This is a genomic window from Lentilactobacillus kefiri (assembly GCF_009739535.1).
GTDB lineage: Bacteria > Bacillota > Bacilli > Lactobacillales > Lactobacillaceae > Lentilactobacillus > Lentilactobacillus kefiri.
Genome location: NZ_CP029971.1, coordinates 888,281 through 906,101, shown reverse-complemented (window position 1 = coordinate 906,101; position 17,821 = coordinate 888,281). Strand labels below are relative to the sequence as shown.

General features: G+C 41.2%; 17 protein-coding genes. 12 read left to right on the top strand and 5 right to left on the bottom strand.

Annotation, left to right across the window (positions count from 1 at the left end):
* The first annotated feature begins 341 nt into the window (after positions 1-341).
* Positions 342-3,713: a Cna B-type domain-containing protein gene (locus tag DNL43_RS04540; RefSeq protein ID WP_056981044.1), complete on the top strand. Its 3,372-nt coding sequence runs from the start codon at positions 342-344 to the stop codon at positions 3,711-3,713.
* A 140-nt stretch (positions 3,714-3,853) separates the two neighbouring features.
* Here DNL43_RS04540 and DNL43_RS04535 read toward each other — a convergent pair whose 3' ends face one another.
* Positions 3,854-4,381: a GNAT family N-acetyltransferase gene (locus DNL43_RS04535; RefSeq protein WP_179286805.1), complete on the bottom strand. Its 528-nt coding sequence runs from the start codon at positions 4,379-4,381 to the stop codon at positions 3,854-3,856.
* A gap of 35 nt (positions 4,382-4,416) precedes the next feature.
* The gene (locus DNL43_RS04530; RefSeq protein ID WP_054769074.1) at positions 4,417-4,596 is read right to left on the bottom strand and encodes a hypothetical protein; all 180 of its coding nucleotides are present in this window, start codon (positions 4,594-4,596) and stop codon (positions 4,417-4,419) included.
* A 491-nt stretch (positions 4,597-5,087) separates the two neighbouring features.
* On the opposite strand from DNL43_RS04530, the gene DNL43_RS04525 reads away from it, so the two are divergent.
* From DNL43_RS04525 to DNL43_RS04510, 4 genes are all read left to right on the top strand, one after another.
* Positions 5,088-6,104, top strand: coding sequence for a ketopantoate reductase family protein (locus tag DNL43_RS04525; RefSeq protein ID WP_056981042.1), 1,017 nt, complete (start codon positions 5,088-5,090; stop codon positions 6,102-6,104).
* On the top strand, positions 6,101-7,315 hold the full coding sequence (locus DNL43_RS04520) for an aminotransferase-like domain-containing protein (protein WP_109249135.1): 1,215 nt from the start codon (positions 6,101-6,103) through the stop codon (positions 7,313-7,315). Before DNL43_RS04525 ends, DNL43_RS04520 begins: the two co-directional genes overlap by 4 nt.
* 261 nt (positions 7,316-7,576) lie before the next feature.
* Positions 7,577-8,044, top strand: a complete 468-nt coding sequence (locus tag DNL43_RS04515) for an ASCH domain-containing protein (RefSeq protein WP_056981038.1) — start codon at positions 7,577-7,579, stop codon at positions 8,042-8,044.
* 77 nt (positions 8,045-8,121) lie between these two features.
* Positions 8,122-9,519, top strand: a complete 1,398-nt coding sequence (locus tag DNL43_RS04510; protein WP_095344872.1) for an MFS transporter — start codon at positions 8,122-8,124, stop codon at positions 9,517-9,519.
* 94 nt (positions 9,520-9,613) lie between these two features.
* Here DNL43_RS04510 and DNL43_RS04505 read toward each other — a convergent pair whose 3' ends face one another.
* Entirely contained in the window at positions 9,614-11,074 is a 1,461-nt protein-coding gene (locus DNL43_RS04505) for an ATP-binding cassette domain-containing protein (RefSeq protein ID WP_054769073.1), read from the bottom strand.
* A 207-nt stretch (positions 11,075-11,281) separates the two neighbouring features.
* Positions 11,282-12,178 carry a 3-hydroxyacyl-CoA dehydrogenase gene (locus DNL43_RS04500; protein WP_056981034.1) on the bottom strand — a complete coding sequence of 299 codons (897 nt, stop codon included), beginning with the start codon at positions 12,176-12,178 and terminating at the stop codon, positions 11,282-11,284.
* 235 nt (positions 12,179-12,413) lie between these two features.
* Between DNL43_RS04500 and DNL43_RS04495 the strand changes: the two genes are divergently transcribed.
* Positions 12,414-13,031 carry a hypothetical protein gene (locus tag DNL43_RS04495; RefSeq protein ID WP_054769071.1) on the top strand — a complete coding sequence of 206 codons (618 nt, stop codon included), beginning with the start codon at positions 12,414-12,416 and terminating at the stop codon, positions 13,029-13,031.
* Between the two features lie 88 nt (positions 13,032-13,119).
* Here the strand turns inward: DNL43_RS04495 and DNL43_RS04490 are convergent, their stop codons facing one another.
* A complete protein-coding gene (locus tag DNL43_RS04490) occupies positions 13,120-13,314 on the bottom strand; it encodes a helix-turn-helix domain-containing protein (RefSeq protein WP_054769070.1) in 195 nt (64 codons plus the stop codon).
* Between the two features lie 170 nt (positions 13,315-13,484).
* On the opposite strand from DNL43_RS04490, the gene DNL43_RS04485 reads away from it, so the two are divergent.
* The 6 genes from DNL43_RS04485 to DNL43_RS04460 all read left to right on the top strand — a co-directional run bounded on the left by DNL43_RS04485 (position 13,485) and on the right by DNL43_RS04460 (position 17,727).
* Positions 13,485-14,297, top strand: coding sequence for a hypothetical protein (locus DNL43_RS04485; RefSeq protein WP_225364729.1), 813 nt, complete (start codon positions 13,485-13,487; stop codon positions 14,295-14,297).
* A 26-nt stretch (positions 14,298-14,323) separates the two neighbouring features.
* On the top strand, positions 14,324-14,962 hold the full coding sequence (locus DNL43_RS04480; protein WP_056981030.1) for an ABC transporter ATP-binding protein: 639 nt from the start codon (positions 14,324-14,326) through the stop codon (positions 14,960-14,962).
* Between the two features lie 136 nt (positions 14,963-15,098).
* Positions 15,099-15,473, top strand: coding sequence for a GntR family transcriptional regulator (locus DNL43_RS04475; protein WP_056981028.1), 375 nt, complete (start codon positions 15,099-15,101; stop codon positions 15,471-15,473).
* Complete coding sequence (locus DNL43_RS04470; protein ID WP_056981026.1) at positions 15,470-16,183, top strand: ATP-binding cassette domain-containing protein; 714 nt, start codon at positions 15,470-15,472, stop codon at positions 16,181-16,183. Before DNL43_RS04475 ends, DNL43_RS04470 begins: the two co-directional genes overlap by 4 nt.
* Positions 16,176-16,958: a hypothetical protein gene (locus DNL43_RS04465; protein ID WP_056981025.1), complete on the top strand. Its 783-nt coding sequence runs from the start codon at positions 16,176-16,178 to the stop codon at positions 16,956-16,958. Before DNL43_RS04470 ends, DNL43_RS04465 begins: the two co-directional genes overlap by 8 nt.
* A gap of 130 nt (positions 16,959-17,088) precedes the next feature.
* Positions 17,089-17,727 carry a CPBP family intramembrane glutamic endopeptidase gene (locus DNL43_RS04460; RefSeq protein ID WP_082619681.1) on the top strand — a complete coding sequence of 213 codons (639 nt, stop codon included), beginning with the start codon at positions 17,089-17,091 and terminating at the stop codon, positions 17,725-17,727.
* Positions 17,728-17,821: the final 94 nt, after the last annotated feature.

Genomic DNA, 17,821 nt, shown 5'->3' with positions numbered 1-17,821 from the left:
CATTCGTAAAGGAGTGGCTTTTTTTATTTTCCTCGATAATTATAATCAATATAACCATTCCGTTTTAATTATAAAATTACCTATAAAATATCAAAATATCAATTATTATGCGTAATTATGCAAAAACAAGGTCTCGACATTGTAACGATTCTTAGGTAAGTTTCCGTTTAATTATGATAAAAATCCTTATTTAACGGCAAAGTGGAGATTCTAAATCGCTAACTAATAGTTATTAGCATAAAGTGGTTTGCGATTATTATATACAAATGTTATAATCGCTTAGTAATTGTACGGGATTCTTTCAGAGCCTTGTTTAGGCATTTTTAGATTGGAGTGGTTGTATGAGTGAAAGTTTTGCGAAACAAAATTCAACTAAGATTTGGAAATGGATCGGGGTTCTATTATTCCTATTTTCGATCTTTGTTGGATTGGGAATGAAAGCTCAACCTGTTCATGCAGCGGATATAACCAGCAGTGTTTCCGGGACAGGTGCTGGCGATGCACTTTATAATAACGAGCCAATTAATAAAGTTGATTTTGCCGACTGGGACAAATATGGCACCTACAAGCTTACATATAATTATACAATTGCCTCAGGAACGACTGTAAATCCAGGCGACACTGCCCAGGTTACTTTACCTAGTGGTACGACATTCTCTCAAGATCTTAGCTTTCCCATCAAGGCAACGGATGGTACTGTTATAGGGACATTTTCTGCCAAGTCAGGATCAACGTTTGGCCATATTACATTCAATGATTATTACAGTAAGTATAATAACGATATGAAAGGAACCATCAACATAAATGTCAGTGGTTCCAAAACTCATGGCTCAAAATCGAGCGATTACATTGGCAAAAACGGTTGGGCTTGGAATGGCGATTTCTTTGGGAAAACGTATGGACTAGACGAAAACGGCCGATACCAATATGCCGAATGGGATACAAAAATTAATCCTAATAAAAAATCCATTGTTGATGCCGTCATTACCGATGAACTCCAGGACACCACAAAGCAGAAAATATTGATTGATCCTGATACAAACAAGCCTGTCTTGAGATTAACGGATGAAAGTGGTAAAGAAATTCCATCATCGGAATATTCAATCACATACACACCATCTGATCAGCCTACCAAAATACAAATAAAGTGGAATGGCACTTTAGATAAGTCTGTTAACCTATTGTACTTAGTAAAAGTTACAGACCCAACATACGTTAATTCTGGTGATGCTACCACCCTTAATAACGATATTAATATTACAGGAACTACAAAAGATGATGGAAGTGGTGGCGGAGGCAAAAATATTAATGTGAATGGTAAATCCACAGGAACTCTCACGCTTGGTGGTGATGGAAGTGGGGGTGGATCTGACTTCAGTATTAATGTTAAAAAATTATGGAAGAATGTTCCCAACGAAGATGCTCTACCAAAACAAATTCAAGCAGTATTGTATAATAACGGCACAAAAACCGACAAAGTATTGACGCTTAACAAATCAAACAATTGGCAAGGAACCTTCGATAATCTTTTTAAAACTGACGCTAAAGGTGATCCAATTACTTACACTGTGGCGGAAGTAGCAGTTCCTGAAGGTTACATTGGGACAACGGCACCACAAAAAGTGGATTCAACGACGAATACTGCCACTTTAACAAACACATACAATGCCACCTCACTCAAAGTCAACAAAGTGTGGAAAGGAATTCCAGATGGTGTTGATAAACCTAGCAGCGTGTCCGTGAGCTTATTAGCAAATGGAGAAGCGACTGGGAAAACTCTGACATTAAATTCGGGCAATAATTGGTCGGATGAATTTACAGGTTTACCAAAAACTGATGATTCTGGTAAAACCATTATCTATACCGTCAAAGAAGCCACAGTGGATGGATATACTTCCGCTCAGACCACTAAGGATGGATCAGTTACTTTAACCAACACTTATATTCCAAAGAAAACTAGCATTAAGGTTCACAAGGAATGGACAGGTATCCCTGACGGAAAAGATAAAGACCGCAGCGTTATCGCTGTACTTTATAAGAATGGTAAGGAAACCGACCAAACGTTGACTTTAGATAAGAATAATAACTGGACCGGAACGTTCGGAAACTTGCCGGTAACTGATGAAAATGGTGGCAAAATTACCTATACCGTCGAAGAAAAGGCGGTTCCCAAGGGTTATACCACAAGCACTCCTGGTCCACGGGCTGTTAAGGATGGCAAGGTAACATTGGTTAACAAATATACCCCTGGTAAGACATCGATCAATGTTCACAAGAAATGGACAGGAGTTCCAAGTGGTGTTACAACACCAAAAGTTACGGTTACCTTGTTCAAGAATGGTAACGCAACCGACCAAAAATTGACTCTGGACAGTCAGAACAATTATTCAGGCAAGTTTGATAATTTACCGATAACCGATGACAATGGTAAAACGATTACTTACACCGTTGAGGAAACAGCAGTAGATGGTTATAAGGCCGATCAAAAGGGCCAAGTAGCTGTCAAAGACGGTGTGGTTACCTTAACGAATGAATATATTCCAAAGCAGACCAAGATTACCGTCAAAAAGCTATGGAAAGGTGTTCCTTCGGATAGTGATAAACGTAGTATCACCGCCGTCCTTTATGCCAACGGTGTCCGAACCGACAAGACCGTCGAATTGAATGCCAATAATAACTGGACTGCAGAGTTTACCAATCTGCCTGTGACAGATAAGAATGGTAAGACAATTACGTACACTGTTGCAGAAAAATCTGTTCCGGATGGCTTTACAACGACAACCAGCGGATTACAGCCGGTGAAGAATGGCGTCGTTACCTTGGTGAACGAATATGTTCCTCACAAGACTTCCGTCACTGTCAACAAGGTTTGGCATGGTGTTCCTAACGGTGTTGACACACCTCAGATTGTTGTAACGTTATTTGCCAATGGAAAGTCAACCGGCAAGACGTTGACCCTGGATAGTCAAAACGGCTATTTGGGAATATTCGACAATTTACCAACAACTGACAGTGATGGTAACGCCATTACCTACACAGTTGAAGACAATGGCTATACATCCACAACGACTGGTCAGAGAGCTGTTATCAATGGCGCGGTGACGTTTGTGAATGTGTTTGTTCCGAAGGACACGTCAATCAAAGTTGTTAAGCAATGGTCAGGTGTTCCATCTGGCACTGTACCGCCAAGCATCATCGCCAGATTGTATGCGAACGGTAAAGCAACTGACAAGACCGTGACGCTGGATGCAAGTAACCACTATTCAGCATCCTTTGATAACCTGCCGGAAACAGATGCGGATGGTAAGACAATCGTCTATACAGTTTCCGAAATCAAAGTGCCAAGTGGCTATACATCAAATACTGTTGGTCCGCAGCCGGTCAAAGATGGCGTTGTGACATTGAAGAATCAACGCACTCCGGTAACTCCGGATAATCCAAAGAATCCTAAGACGCCAAAGACACCAACGACGCCTGGAAAACCGGACAAAATTTCAAGTTCACAAACCCCTTCGAAGGTTACAACCAAATCAAGCAACGGTCACCACAAGAAGAATACCAAGACACCAACACCTGTAAATGCACAAAAAGAAAAGCTTCCACAAACAGGTGACAAAGCTAAGCAAGAAATTGCGTTAACTGTTGTCGGTATTGTAATGGGTGCACTGTTAATTGCTTGGAGATTTGTTGGAATCGACAGAAAAACAAAGTAAATTAACGAATTGATCACAATTAAAAGACGATTTTAGTAACCGTGAACGGCTGCCAAAATCGCCTTTTTATTATGCCAATGTGCGGATCCTTTAACTATTAAAAAATGCAAACCAAGCGAAAACTGGTTTGCACTACTCAATCATTTATCAAATGCAGGTAGATATTTAACTGTTCCAGAAACTCCGTCAAGTCCGCCATTTATCAATGGCTTTATCATGAAGACATCATCGGGAACCGGGAATGGGGGCTGAATATGATAGCTGCTTGCCTTTTTGTATTTAAACTTTGAATAGTAGTCAGGCCAGCCCGTCACACTGACAAACCGATAGCCTAGTCGAATTGCCCGATTATCCAGTTCATTGATGATTGCGGTACCGACCCCGCTCTTTTGAAAGGATGGCAGAACTGATAAAGGTGCCAAGCACAGGCCAACGTGATTCTGTTTGCCATTGACGACTTTGATTTCACTCAGCAGGCCGTGACCGACAATTTGGTTATTGTTTTCGGCAACGACTTCGAGCCGTTTCTTATATGTTTTATCTTCTCGGATCTTCTCGACCAGTTCGGACTCATCGCGGTATCCATTCGGTGTTTTTGCAAACGAAGTTCGAATTAAATCACTCACGTCAGAATAATCGCTTTGGCGAATTGTTCTAATTAACAGCATCCTAATATGCCCCCTCTGATTTGGTAATGAGATTCCTAATCCTTGTGATCTGTGTGGGTGATGTAGGTTGCTGCACCATAAGAGACAAGTAAAATGACCAATCCAACACTGACCAGTGGAACGGCAACTGTCCGGTTGCCCATAATTAAGAATATAACAGCGGCGATACACATAATCATTGAAATCAATCCCGCAAAGCCAACTATTGCCCGCATTCAATTCACCTCCAGTTAATTAGTTCATACTTCGAGTATACCCGATACAAACGGTCAAATTCAAAAATATTTTAAATCGGCCAATCCCCTGATAAAATGGCATTTTCATGAGAAAACTCTGATAAAAATTAAAAAAGGCTGTTGACAGACTCTGTGGTTGTGAGCTATAGTTCATTCAACATTTAAATACGACTAATTGATTTGGTCCGATGGATTAGAGTCATAGCTTTACAAAGAGAGTGCCTGGTTGGTGTGAGGGCATTAGAACTATGATTTGAAAGATCGAGCTCGATGAGTTCACTTTTCGAGGTGAGATGGTAGCACCCATTAACGTGCAGGCGTATCGGAAGTATTCTTCCTGTACGTTTTGAGGAGTTATTTGCGAAAATAACTCGAATTAAGGTGGTACCGCGTTAACTTAACGTCCTTTGGTTTTATAACCAAAGGGCGTTTTTTAGTCGGATTAATAAAAAATAAAAGGAGTGGTCATTATGAAGTACGGTGTAATTGGTGCAGGAGCAATGGGAGTAAGGTATGGCGTAATGTTACAAGAAAACGCCGGAGTTGATGTTGACTTCATCGATACTTGGGAACCCAACGTTGAAAAGATCCGTCAGCAAGGCGGCGTTACCGTTGCCCGTGATCACGAGAATCGACGCATCGTTCCAATTAACATTTACTACCCTGAAGAATATAAAGGTCATCCAGATGTTTGGATTATCTTCAAAAAGCAAATGCAGTTAGCTGAGGAAATGGAACGCAACAGTAAAGCCGGTATCTTCCATGATGATCAATACGTCTTTTCAGCAATGAACGGCATGGGACATTTTGAAAAAATTGAGAAGTACTTCCCTAAAGACAACATTATCTGTGGAACCGCGATGATCGCCACTCGAATGGATGGTCCGGCAGATATCGATTTCATGGGTGCCGAGGGCGACGAAGTGATGCATATGGCTCGCTACAACAATGAAAAGCCGGACGAGAAGACTCAAGCAATCTTCGATGACTTCACTAAGGCTAAATTAGGACCGGTATTCGCAGACGAATGGAAAGGCATGTGCATGTCCAAAGTTGTGTTCAACGCCGTGACGAACACATTATGTACCATGTTTGAAATGCAGATGGGCCAGTTCATCGAATACCCAGGGGTTCGAAAGATGTCCCGACAATTATTCGATGAGGCATATGATGCATGTGAGCGAGCCGGCATTTATCTCATTGCCACTCGTCAGGAACAAGTTGATTCAGTTATCACTGTAAGTAAAGAATATAAATACCATTATCCATCAATGTACCAGGACTTCTCAAAAGGCCGTCCAACCGAAGTTGATTATATCAACGGCTACATTGCCAAAATCGGCCGGGAACATGACTATGTTTGCCGAACTCACGAGTTTGTGGTTCAAGAAGTTCACATGGCAGAAATGATGCGAAAATATCACAAACCACAAACCAACGTGGCTGATAAGCGTGATGAGTCAGAAAAGGCGGGTGTTCGTGTATGAGTTTTCATTTTTCAGAACGGGTTCCAAAAAACGACAGTGATCCGGTCGGCGACATTTTAAAAGTTGCCGGTAGTCCCGACGTGATTTCCTTTGCCGGCGGATTACCAGCCCCTGAATTATTCCCTATTGATGCTTTAAAGAAAGTCACCAATGAGGTCTTTGATGAAAGTGGCCGGGAAGCATTACAATATGCCTCAGCAGTTGGTTATCCGGCTTTACGGAAACAAATTGCCAAACGTATGAACAATCAAGGAATCAAGGCGACGGTGGATAACATTATGATTACCACAGGTTCCCAGCAGTCAATCGACATCACAGCTAAAATGTTTATCAATCCTGGTGATACAGTGATTGTCGAAAAGCCAACTTACCTTTGTGCCCTTGATGTATTCCGTAGTTATGGTCCGCATATCGTTGGTGTGGAAATGGATGAAGACGGCATGAAGATGGACCAATTAGAGAAGGCCGTGAGTGAAAATCCGAACACCAAGTTTATCTATACAATTTCCAATTTCCAAAATCCAACCGGCCGGACCATGTCTGCTGAACGTCGGGAACAGATGATTGAGATTGCCAATAAACACGATATTATGATCATGGAAGACGATCCATACGGGGCAATCCGATTTGCCGGTGATGATATTGAACCGGTTAAGTTCTATGATAACGAAGAACGGGTGATTTACTTAAGCACGTTCTCCAAGATTCTGGCTCCCGGATTAAGATTAGGCTGGATCGTCATGAATAAATACTTAATGCCAAAATACAGTGTCATGAAGCAGTCCGCCGATGTTCATTCTGATAACTTAACTCAACACATTGTGGCTAAATTCATGGAAGAATACGACATTGACGAACACGTCAGCAAGATCCGTAAAGTTTACCGTCAGCGTGAAAACGTCATGATGGCCGCCATCGAAAAGGATTTCCCAGCCGGCGTCAACTACAGTCATCCTGAAGGTGGCCTGTTCATCTGGGTTGAGGTCCCCGGTGACGTTGATACCATTCAATTATTCAATACCTGCATTAAGCATAACGTTGCCTTTGTACCAGGCGAACCATTCTATCCCGATAAGGTAACGCCTGGAACATTCAGATTAAACTATTCGAACATGTCTGAGGAACAAATTCAGACGGGAATTAAGCGTTTAGGCAGTGCCATTAAAGAAACCATTGAACAAAATGAAGCAACCAGTGTCGTTCAGCATTAATTGAACCATCCTGAAGGGAGTGGATACCAGCATTTCAATTACACAAAAAACCAACTCATTTATTAACTGACATAAAGAGGAGCTGGTATGCTCCACAGGTAAATCCTGACACATATTTATATAGAAGAAACACCAAAAATAATGATGAAATGAAATTGAAAGTTTCGGCAGGCATGCCGGAGCTTTTTTGTCATATAAGCTTCATTTAAGTTCTCTCAAGTACACTGTTTCCATAAATCAATCATGAATGGAGGATTCAATATGGATATTTTAAAAATGGATGCAACTGAATACTGGGAAGACTTTATGAGCCGAAGTAAGGTCCACCCCAGTAATTATGAAACTTGGTCGTTTGCTGATCGCCCAAACTCAATGGATATGCTGGCGGATATGATCATTCAGAAAAGGAAAACTGCCTATACTTTCTGGCTTGATTTCTATGATGCGGACCAGGTTGTGCCCAAAGTCGGTGATTATCGGATGGTATTGCGAAAAAATGGTGATCCGGTTTGTATCATTCAGCTGAAAGTGGTGGAAATTGTCCCGTTTAAATGGGTTTCACAGGAGCATGCATACTTGGAAGGCGAGGGTAACCGTTCCTTAAAGTATTGGCGGCAGCTGCATAAGCAACTCTTCCGCAAACAGGCAAAACGGCAAGGAAAGTCATTTTCATTGGAAAGCCCCTGCATTTGCGAAGACTTTGAAGTTGTTGACACCCCACAAATTTGATTGCCAGTGCGCGATGCTAAATGGTAGTATGTTAATTGCGAGCTAATTCGACTTCTACCAATTTTGGAGGCATCATCGTGAATTCCACAGTCAATCATCAAAACGATCGGTCAAAGAACCATCCTTTTTTAGTCATTACCGTCGTTGCCTTCATGACATTCATGGGTGTTTTAACTGAAACCTCAATGAACGTTACTTTTCCAACGCTGATGAAGCAATTTAATATTTCTCTGTCAACGGTGCAGTGGGTGACCACCGGCTACTTGCTGATGGTGGCTTTGCTGACCATTACATCGGCATTCTTGAAACGGCGATTTACCAACAAACAGTTATTTGTATCGGCAGCGCTATTATTTATCACCGGCGATATTATGTGTGGATTGGCACCGAGTTATTGGGTTCTATTGGTTGGCCGACTGATTCAAGCTGGCTGTGTTGGCCTGACGGGACCGCTGATGAACAACATTATTTTGGAGATTGTCCCCGTTCATAAATTAGGAACGTATATGGGAATGGCCAACTTGATTGTTTTGGTTGCGCCAGCCTTGGGACCAACATTTGGTGGTGCCGTCGTTTCATTTGCCAGCTGGCGGATGATTTTCTGGATTACCGTCCCAATTACTGTGATTTTGCTGGTCCTGGGTCTGTTTATCATTAAGCAGTACAGCTCAACTGAGCACTACGAGTTTGATTGGGTTCGGTTCGGTGTGCTTGCCTTGGGGATGATCACCCTGCTGCTGGGCTTCAACATCATGGGTCAGCCAGGGGTGTTGGTTAAATTTATCAGCTATATGCTGGTCAGTGCGGCCTTGTTCACAACATTCGGCTGGCTGTCAAAGCGCAGCCACAAAGCATTGTTTAAGCTTTCCGTTTTCAAACGGCCGGTGTTTTTATTCAGCTTTCTACCCTATGTATTCCTTCAGTACGCCAATATCGGTATTAATTTTATGCTGCCAAGCTATGTTCAAATGGTTAACGGGGCAGCTGCAGTTATTGGTGGCCTGATATTGTTACCTGGAAGTATTTTCAATGGTTTGGGCCAGCCAATCTATGGTTGGATGCTGGACAGGTTCGGTGGCAAATTGCCGCTTTATCTCGGTAACTCACTGTTTCTGGTGCCAATTGTGGTCATGATGATCATGGGTCAAGAGATGTCCGTTCTGATCATTACGATTTTGTATACGATATTTGCAACTGGCCGTTCGATGGCTTTCGGCAACAGTATGGCATATGGCTTGAAGCATTTGCCAAGGGATGAGCAAAAAGATGCCAATGCGATTTATGGAACTGGCAACATGCTTGCGGGATCGCTTGGAACAACCATCATTGCGGCATTGATGACGTCCGTTCATATTGCCAGCTTTTCCCACGTCCAAAACATCGTCGCCGGTAGTCGAATGGCATTTGGAATGCTGGCATTGCTCGGTGTGATTAACTTTTTCCTGTTTAGGAGATTGTTTAAGAGTAGTAAGTAATGACACCTGATTGTTTCAGAGCAGACATAAAAGAGGCACCCTAAAATCTGTAATCAGATTTTGGATGCCATTTTTGTTACTATGCTAATTCTCATCAATCTGGCCTTCTTAACTCGATTTGTTGAGTAGATGCTTCGCTAATAAAATGTTCATCGTGATCAATTAGAATTAACGAAGGTTGGGATTCTTTAATCAGGTTGATCAATTGTTCTCTGGCACTGATGTCCAAATAATTTGTCGGTTCGTCCCAGATTAGTAAGGTGTGAGGCTGTGTTAGTGTATAAGCTAGTGCAGCTTTCTTTGTTTCTCCCATGCTCCATTCCTTTGGGGATGCCAACAATCTACTTCTGGAAACACCGAGTTGGTGCATAATGTTCCAGACGTTGGTTCGCTCTTCTAACCGTCCATCTGTAAAAAAGGGATTGTTTCGAACAAATGATTCAAAGCTTTGAGAGAGATAGCCGATGTTATTGGGCAATGTAACCAACTTATAACCATTGTAGTTAAGATCTACATTCTGCTGTAAGTATTGAATAAGTGTGGTTTTTCCAACGCCGTTTGGACCATAAATTGCTAAACGGCTATTTTCATGGAAATCAAGGTTGATTGGTAAGAAAAGCTTTGAACCGTTTCGGAGAATGGAAAATGAACGGAGACTGAAAAATAATTTGTTCCCAGTATTGGACTGAATGTTGGTGGTCAGGTTATCTACCTGATCAATATCGCTCAGGAGTCCTTTGCGTTCTTGGGAATTTTCACTTGCTCGTCGTTTAAAGACCTTCACCCTTTTCATTAATTTCTTGGCTGATTTTCGACTGGAAGCATCATTACTTTCTCGCTCTTTTTGTTCCGCCCATCTTTGCTGTTGATTTGCCCGTTGATCCAGTCGCTTGATTGATTTTCTAAGTCGGATATTTTTTTCTACGGCCGAATGGTCACGGGCCTCTTTATTGGATTTCCAGTCATTGATTGACCCACTGACTAGGTCGACACTGGAACGATTTAAGGACATTACATGATCGACAAATGAATTTAAGAAGCTTTCATCATGACTAACACAAATGAAGCCGGACTTGCTGCGTAAATATTGAGCAACCAGCTTACTACCATCAATATCAAGGTGATTTGTCGGCTCATCAATTAGGGGAAATGCACCGCGGGTCATAAATCCACGTGCAAGTAGTACCCGGGTTTGTTCGCCACCACTCAGCGAGTCAAAAGGTCGCTGATCATAGCTGCTTTCAATTCCAATGTGTTCGAGCTCAATTCTTGCCTGCCATTCTTCACCACCATTACTTGTCATGACATCCATGACTGATTGTGATGAGTCTGAAGGAAATGCGGGGAAATAGGTAAAATGAATATTTGTTTTAATAGATCCCTGATTATCCAGAGTTCCTAATAAAAGCTTGAGAAAAGTTGTTTTCCCGCGACCATTTCTACCGATCAGTCCCAAGCGCCAATGTTCATCGATGTCGGCTGAAAGGTTGTGAAAGATCGGCTCATCTGAGTCTAAATATTGATACGATAAATTTTTGATTTGAATGGTTCCCATAAGGAACATCACCTTATTTCTGTGAATAACTATTAATAATGATACAAGGACTAGCGGTTGTTAGCGAAAGGGACGGACAAAATATGCTATTTAATTTTATCATAAAAGTGCCATTATATTAAATTAATATGTGAATGGTACCAAACAAATTTGTTGACTAAAAAAGCTCCGGGAGATAATTCTCTCGGAGCTTTGATAGATATTAACTTAAATCTTCAAAAAGTTCGGATCTTTATAGGCTGGATTTGGATAGTGGTAGAATCCTTCGCCGGCTTCCATACCCAGCTTGCCTTCATCAAGCAATTCCTTCAGCTTGTCGGCAAGAACTTGAGCATCTGGATCTTTATCATTCTTTGCTTGTGCCAAAGTGATGTTGTAAGCAGTTCGAATTCCAACGACATCCAAGATTGCAAATGGACCCATTGGTGCACCGGTGGCTGCCATCCAAGTCTTATCAATCATTTGTGGATCGGCAACGCCTTTGACCCAGAGCCCTTCACCGGCACTCAGTAATGGAATTAACAGTGAGTTCAGGATGTAGCCGGGTTGTTCTTTCTTCAGTTCGATTGGAATCATACCAATGTCACGAGCAAACTGAACAATTTCCTTATAAATATCAGGATCGGTCTTTGGTGATCCCATGATTTTAGCGGTATTGTTCAACCAAACCTGGTTGGCGAAGTGCATGTTCAGGAATTGTGCCGGACGGCCGGTATCTTCCATAAACATACTTGGTACCAAGGTTGATGAGTTACTGGTGAAAATGGCATCTTTTGGTGCTAATTTGGCGATCTTAGTGTAGAAGTCCTTCTTAATGTCAGGACGTTCCGGAATGGCTTCAATCACTAGGTCGGCGTTTTTGACAGCTTCAGCGAGATCCCAAGTATAGGTGATTCTTGATAGACCAGCCTCAAAGTCTTCATCAGTCGCTGCGATATCATGTTTATACATGTGGCGCAAGCTCTTGATACGCTCTTTGGCTTTGCTGATTGCATCTTCATTAATATCGTAAACAACAACGCTAAATCCCTTATAAGCTGTTTGATAAGCAATTTGGCTTCCTAAAACACCGCTACCTGCAACTGTTACATTTTTAATTGTCATAATAGAATCCCCCTTATGCATTGAAAGCGGTTACCTAATTCGCCTTAATTATAAGTGATCGGGTATCGAAAGCAATGAAATGCATTTGGAAAGTGTGACTGAAGTGCCGCAACGACTGGTTGCCGGACTGATCTTTGTGGCGGTTATTGTGATTTTTGGAAACTAATAAACGCTTCTCTTGCATTCCCCCTTGAATAAGCATATATTGACCGCGAAAACAAAGGGGGAGTTTGTTATGTTTAATTGGGAAACATTTGAACCAAGTGAGTACAGTCGGGATCCGAAACCAAGTTATGTGGATTTAACCACTAGAAGCTACGTCACTGCAAAGGGTCATGCGGCCAAGCATACGGATGACCCCGACTTCATGAGATTGGCAAAAGCGACTGCCAAAGTAGCAAAGGCAATCAGCGGTGGCCCTGACAAAGGCATTCCAGTTGAAGGCTTTAAAGAATACCGACCATATCCGGTCCAAGCAGTTTGGACAGATGCCGGGGATGGCGAGGACTTCAAGATTTGGATTAAGCAGCCATTATTTATTAATGAAAAAGACTTCGATGCCGCTCTTACTCAGATTGATTTTTCGGATTTTGATCTGGGAGAAATCAAATTTGAGCATTTGGCTGAAGGCATTGAAATTCAGACAATTAATACTGGAACGGTCACACCAGATAGTGGGGCCTTGAAAGTGTTGACCGACACGATTCAAAAGAAAGGCTTCACCCGTCTGCATGACGATCAGCATCGAGAAGTATACATTGATGGCTTGCCAGTTGACTCTAGCAAGCTGGTTTTGGTTCGTTTAGCAATTGACGCGAATGGGCAGGAGCTGCCAGGACTGGTGCATAATTAAGATCACTGAAATGAAGTCATTTCAAAAAATATTATCAATAGTAAAGCCATACCAAGCATTAATTATACCTGGTATGGCTTTTTCGTTTTTAAAATAGCAATTCATTGATGTCACATTTGAAAATCTGAATCAGTTTAACCAGATTTTCGATGTCAGGATAAGTAAGATCATTTTCCCATTGAGAAATTGCTTGCCGAGTAACACCCAGCTTTCTGGCGATTGTCAGTTGGGAGATCGAACGATTGTGCCGAATTCTTTTTAAGTTGGTTCCTAGATTAATCATAGATACCTCCAAATCATCAATAACATACTCTTATTCAATCACAATTTCATGAATTTTTTGTGAAGTTCACAAGATAGATAACATATGCAAGCAATGCTTTCTTGTTTTCAAGGACAGTTTCAATGATAATACGAATCAAACGATTCATTATTAGGTTTGGAGGTAAAATATTGCTATTATCAGAAATTGAGGCAATTAAAAGTTCAAAAACAAGCAGGAAAACGATTATCTACACTTTTATTATGATAGTGGTAACGGAACTTCTTACTTGGCAGACATATTTTCTACATTCGATTAAGGGGTACCCTCATGGACTACCGGGATCTCAAATTATTAATCCACCAACAGCTGCATTTCTCTCTTTAAATTCATCTGGTGAATTTTTGCAACTTATCATTATGCTGCTGATGCCGATTTTCTTGATTCTGATTACGCTCCAACGAAAGATTGAGATCAGTCAAGGCAAGAGCAATTATATATTTCAAACGAGGATGGGAACAGTCAATCAATATCTGATCAAGGGGCAGATTACTCAGTTTGTTATCTTTACGCTATTTTATATGGCGCTCTTTTCATTTGATCTTTTAGTGAATATTGTTCTGTTTCACAAGGGTACAAGCTTCAAAGGTGTTGAAAACTCAACCATCAACTCCCACTTATTAAATTTAGAGCTTGCCCACCCCTATTTAACTTATATTTGGTTCATCATTATTGTCAGCATAGCATTTGGAATTTATGCAGTTGTGACATACATACTGGCACTTTCCTTGAAGAAAACATTTTTGGTGTATCCAATTTCTTTGGGGCTTTGGATCATGATGTTTGCATTACCGTATAGTTCGTCATACTTTATGCAGCCATTTATTGAGTTCGATTGGAAAGAATATGGAATGTCAATGCTCAGCTATTTACTGATTTGCGGAGTTGTGATTATTGTTGGAAACTGGATTGTTCGATTACGAAGTCACAACTCATACTGCTAGCAGGCTGCAACTTGAAAGGGGAGCCAATGAAAGTTAAATTAGTCAATGTTTCTAAGAGAATTCACGGATCACCAGTTCTTCAGAACGTCTCCTACGAGTTTGATGATTCCACAATATATGGATTAACTGGTTCAAACGGTTCCGGGAAAACGATGCTAATTCGAGCAATTGCCGGGCTCTTGATCCCCACTTCCGGCGAAGTGATTATAAATGGTGATGTATTACATCAAAAGGCTGATTTCCCGGAAAGAATGGGTATTACCATTGGAAATATTGTTTTTCCTAAAGACCTTACTGGTTTTCAGAATTTGGTTGCATTATCTAAAATCAATAAAGTTGCAACGATTGAACAAATTAAAAATGCGTTTAAAAAAGTTGGGTTAAATGAAGAGGATTGGAATATCAAGGTTTCAGATTACTCCCTAGGGATGCGACAGAAATTAAGTATTGCGCAAGCAATTTTTGAGAAGCCCAAATTACTTTTGTTAGATGAACCTACGAATGGCTTGGATGAAGAAAGCACGTGGATCCTAAGAAACACACTCAAAGAAATTGCCCAAGCTGGCAGTACTGTCATTCTCGCTAGCCACGATAAGGAAGACATTGCATACTTGAGTGATGAAGTGATTCAGATAGATGGTGGAAAGATTGTTAATATAAAGTAAATCCCGAAAACCGTTGCAGGTCCCGATGCAGCGGTTTTCTTTTACCCAAATTTCATCTAATCAGCAATTTGCTTGCACATTCTCAAATTGTACGTTATAGTGTAATAGTAAAATATAACACTAGGGAGGTGTCATAATGAAGTTCGATGACAAGATTCCAATTTACTACCAGATTAAGAATTATATCTATCGTGAGATCATTGTTGGTAAGTTGGCCCCCGGCGATAAGTTGCCAGCTGTTCGCCAATTGGCCGTTGATTTGACCGTTAATGTCAATACAGTCCAGCGAGCACTCAGTGAACTGATTTCAGAAAAGATAATTGAACCCCAACGAGGCAAAGGCAACTTTGTGACTGAAGATAAGGATACAATTGAGAAACTTAAAAAAATGCTGATTACAGAACAACTTCAAGATTTGTATGAAAACCTCCACAAACTCAATGTGAGCGATGAAGAGATCGTTAATTATTTGGAAAATTATATTAATGAAAGAAAGCAGGTGCAATCATGACGAACACGATTGAAATTAAAAATTTGAATTATCGCAAGAATTATCGAAGCATCCTCGAAGACGTCAACTTGAATATTGGTGCGGGCAAGACGGTTGGTCTGCTCGGCGAGAATGGTGCTGGTAAGACAACATTAATGAGGTTGATTGCCGGTGTTGCCAAAGGCGCTTCCGGAAGTATTAGCATCGATGGCAAAGACGATGTGTCACTCAAAAAATCGTTTGTCAGTTTCAGTGAACAGCTGAACGGTTTTAGTTCCAGCATGCGGATTGATAAAATAATTCGATTCTATGAAGATGTTTATCCGGACTTTTCAACGGAGAAGTACAATCAAATGGCAGGTTTTCTCCAGATTGACGAAGGTTTGCGCTTGTCGGCCTTGTCCAAAGGGATGAAAGAGAAACTGGTTATCGGTCTGACACTTTCAAGAGACACCAAAGTGTATTTGTTAGATGAACCATTTGGTGGGATTGACAGTATGTCTCGGAAGAAGATCATCCAAAGCATCATTAAGTGGAAAAACGATGATGCAATCATTCTGGTTTCCGATCACTACGTTTCCGAAATTGCCAGTATCCTTGATGAAGTTGTGATTATCAAGGACCGCACCATTTATACGCAAAAGAGTGCCGAAGAAATTCGTTCGAAGTACGCTGAAGGAATCGAACAATACTACGAAAGTGTTTACGAAGGGAATGATATTGATGACTAGTACTTATAGCTTGTTTAAATCGCTGACGCGGCCAAAGATTCGGATGATGAACCGCATCTTGTTAATTGATGTCATTGCCATTGTATTGACGATTCTGTATCAAGTATATCGAGGAGCGTTAGGCAGTGAATCACCGGTTGCTGATACCTTATCATATGCTTTCGTTGTTGGTTTTGCAGCATTTGTCCTGCTATCGCGGAATAGTGAACACATTTTTGTGAGTGACGCTTACCGATTGATTCCGGCAAGTGACACGAAGCTTTATTCAGTGAACCTGCTGTCATCATTCATTGGAATTGTATACACGGGCATTGTCCAAGCGGTGCTGGTATTTGTTACGACAATTCCGTTTTGGAATGATGTGATGAAGTCCTTGAAGGAGATGGCTCATTACACGGCGGACAAGCCACATTTCTTTTCACAAATGATTTATACCGGGACCGGCGGATTGGTATTGGCAATTGCCGCAACGATTCTGATGTGGACATCAATCACTTTAATTCATTTAACTGGTAAGGCTTTAACTGCATTCTTACCAGACACACGACAAAAGTTCTTCAGATTCATCCTGTATGTCGTGGTTGTGGTTGCTTTCCTATATGTCTCTTCAATTGTTGCTAACCGGGTAAATGGCGTTATCGATCACTTCTTTAACCTAAACGGTGATACGATTGCGAGCCTATATTATGCAACGATTTATCTTCTTGGATTTGCGGCAGTGGAATCAGTTGGAAGTGTTTATCTGCTCAAGCATTGGGTGGAAACCGGCGACTAATTTTACTGGTTAATATGAGTAGTCATCGGCAGCCTGTCGATGACTATTTTTTGTCGGTCTGATTTAGTGATATAATCAAAATCTAAATAAAAGGAAACGGCAGGCAGTCATTTTGAGAAAACCTTGGACGATGACAACATTTTATCTTAGCTACGGATTCATGATTGTGCTCTGGTTCTTTGGCAGAGAACTGATCAACTTTATCGAGCACCACTATACGACTGGGCTTGCGAGTGACTTAACCAGTCTAGCTATCAAAGCAGTGATCATGGTAGGCCTTGGTGTGTATTGGATCACCAAAACGGATCATCAATTATGGATAACTAAACGCAAACTCTATAACGGAAACTTTCCGATGGTGTTTTGGATTGTCTTGGCGATGTTTGTCGCATACCTGGCCTTCTTGATGTATGGTGCCCATCACAGCTTCTATATTCAGTCAGATCCCCTCAAAAGCGGTGAGTTTATTAGTGTGACCGTTGGTGCCGGCTTAATTGAGGAGCTGTTATTCCGCGGCTTCTTCATGAACTTTCTGATGAAGCACTACGGGATTTTTGCTGCAAATATTGTCCAGGCAATCTTATTTCAAATTAGTCATTTTCCCTTGTATTATCTAGAGGGCTTAACAATGACTGGCTGGTTGGTTAATATCGCAAACGTGCTGCCACTGGGCTTGATCTTTGGCTGGATATTTTATCGGACCAAGAACCTCTGGCCGGGAACCATTTTGCATTGCGTTTGGGATACTGGAGTGACATTGTTTATTTAAATGACCAATCCTTGACACGATGGTCATTTCTTGGCATAATAGTAACCGTTACTATTGAGTGTACACAAAATAACCTAAAACCCATTAATTAAAC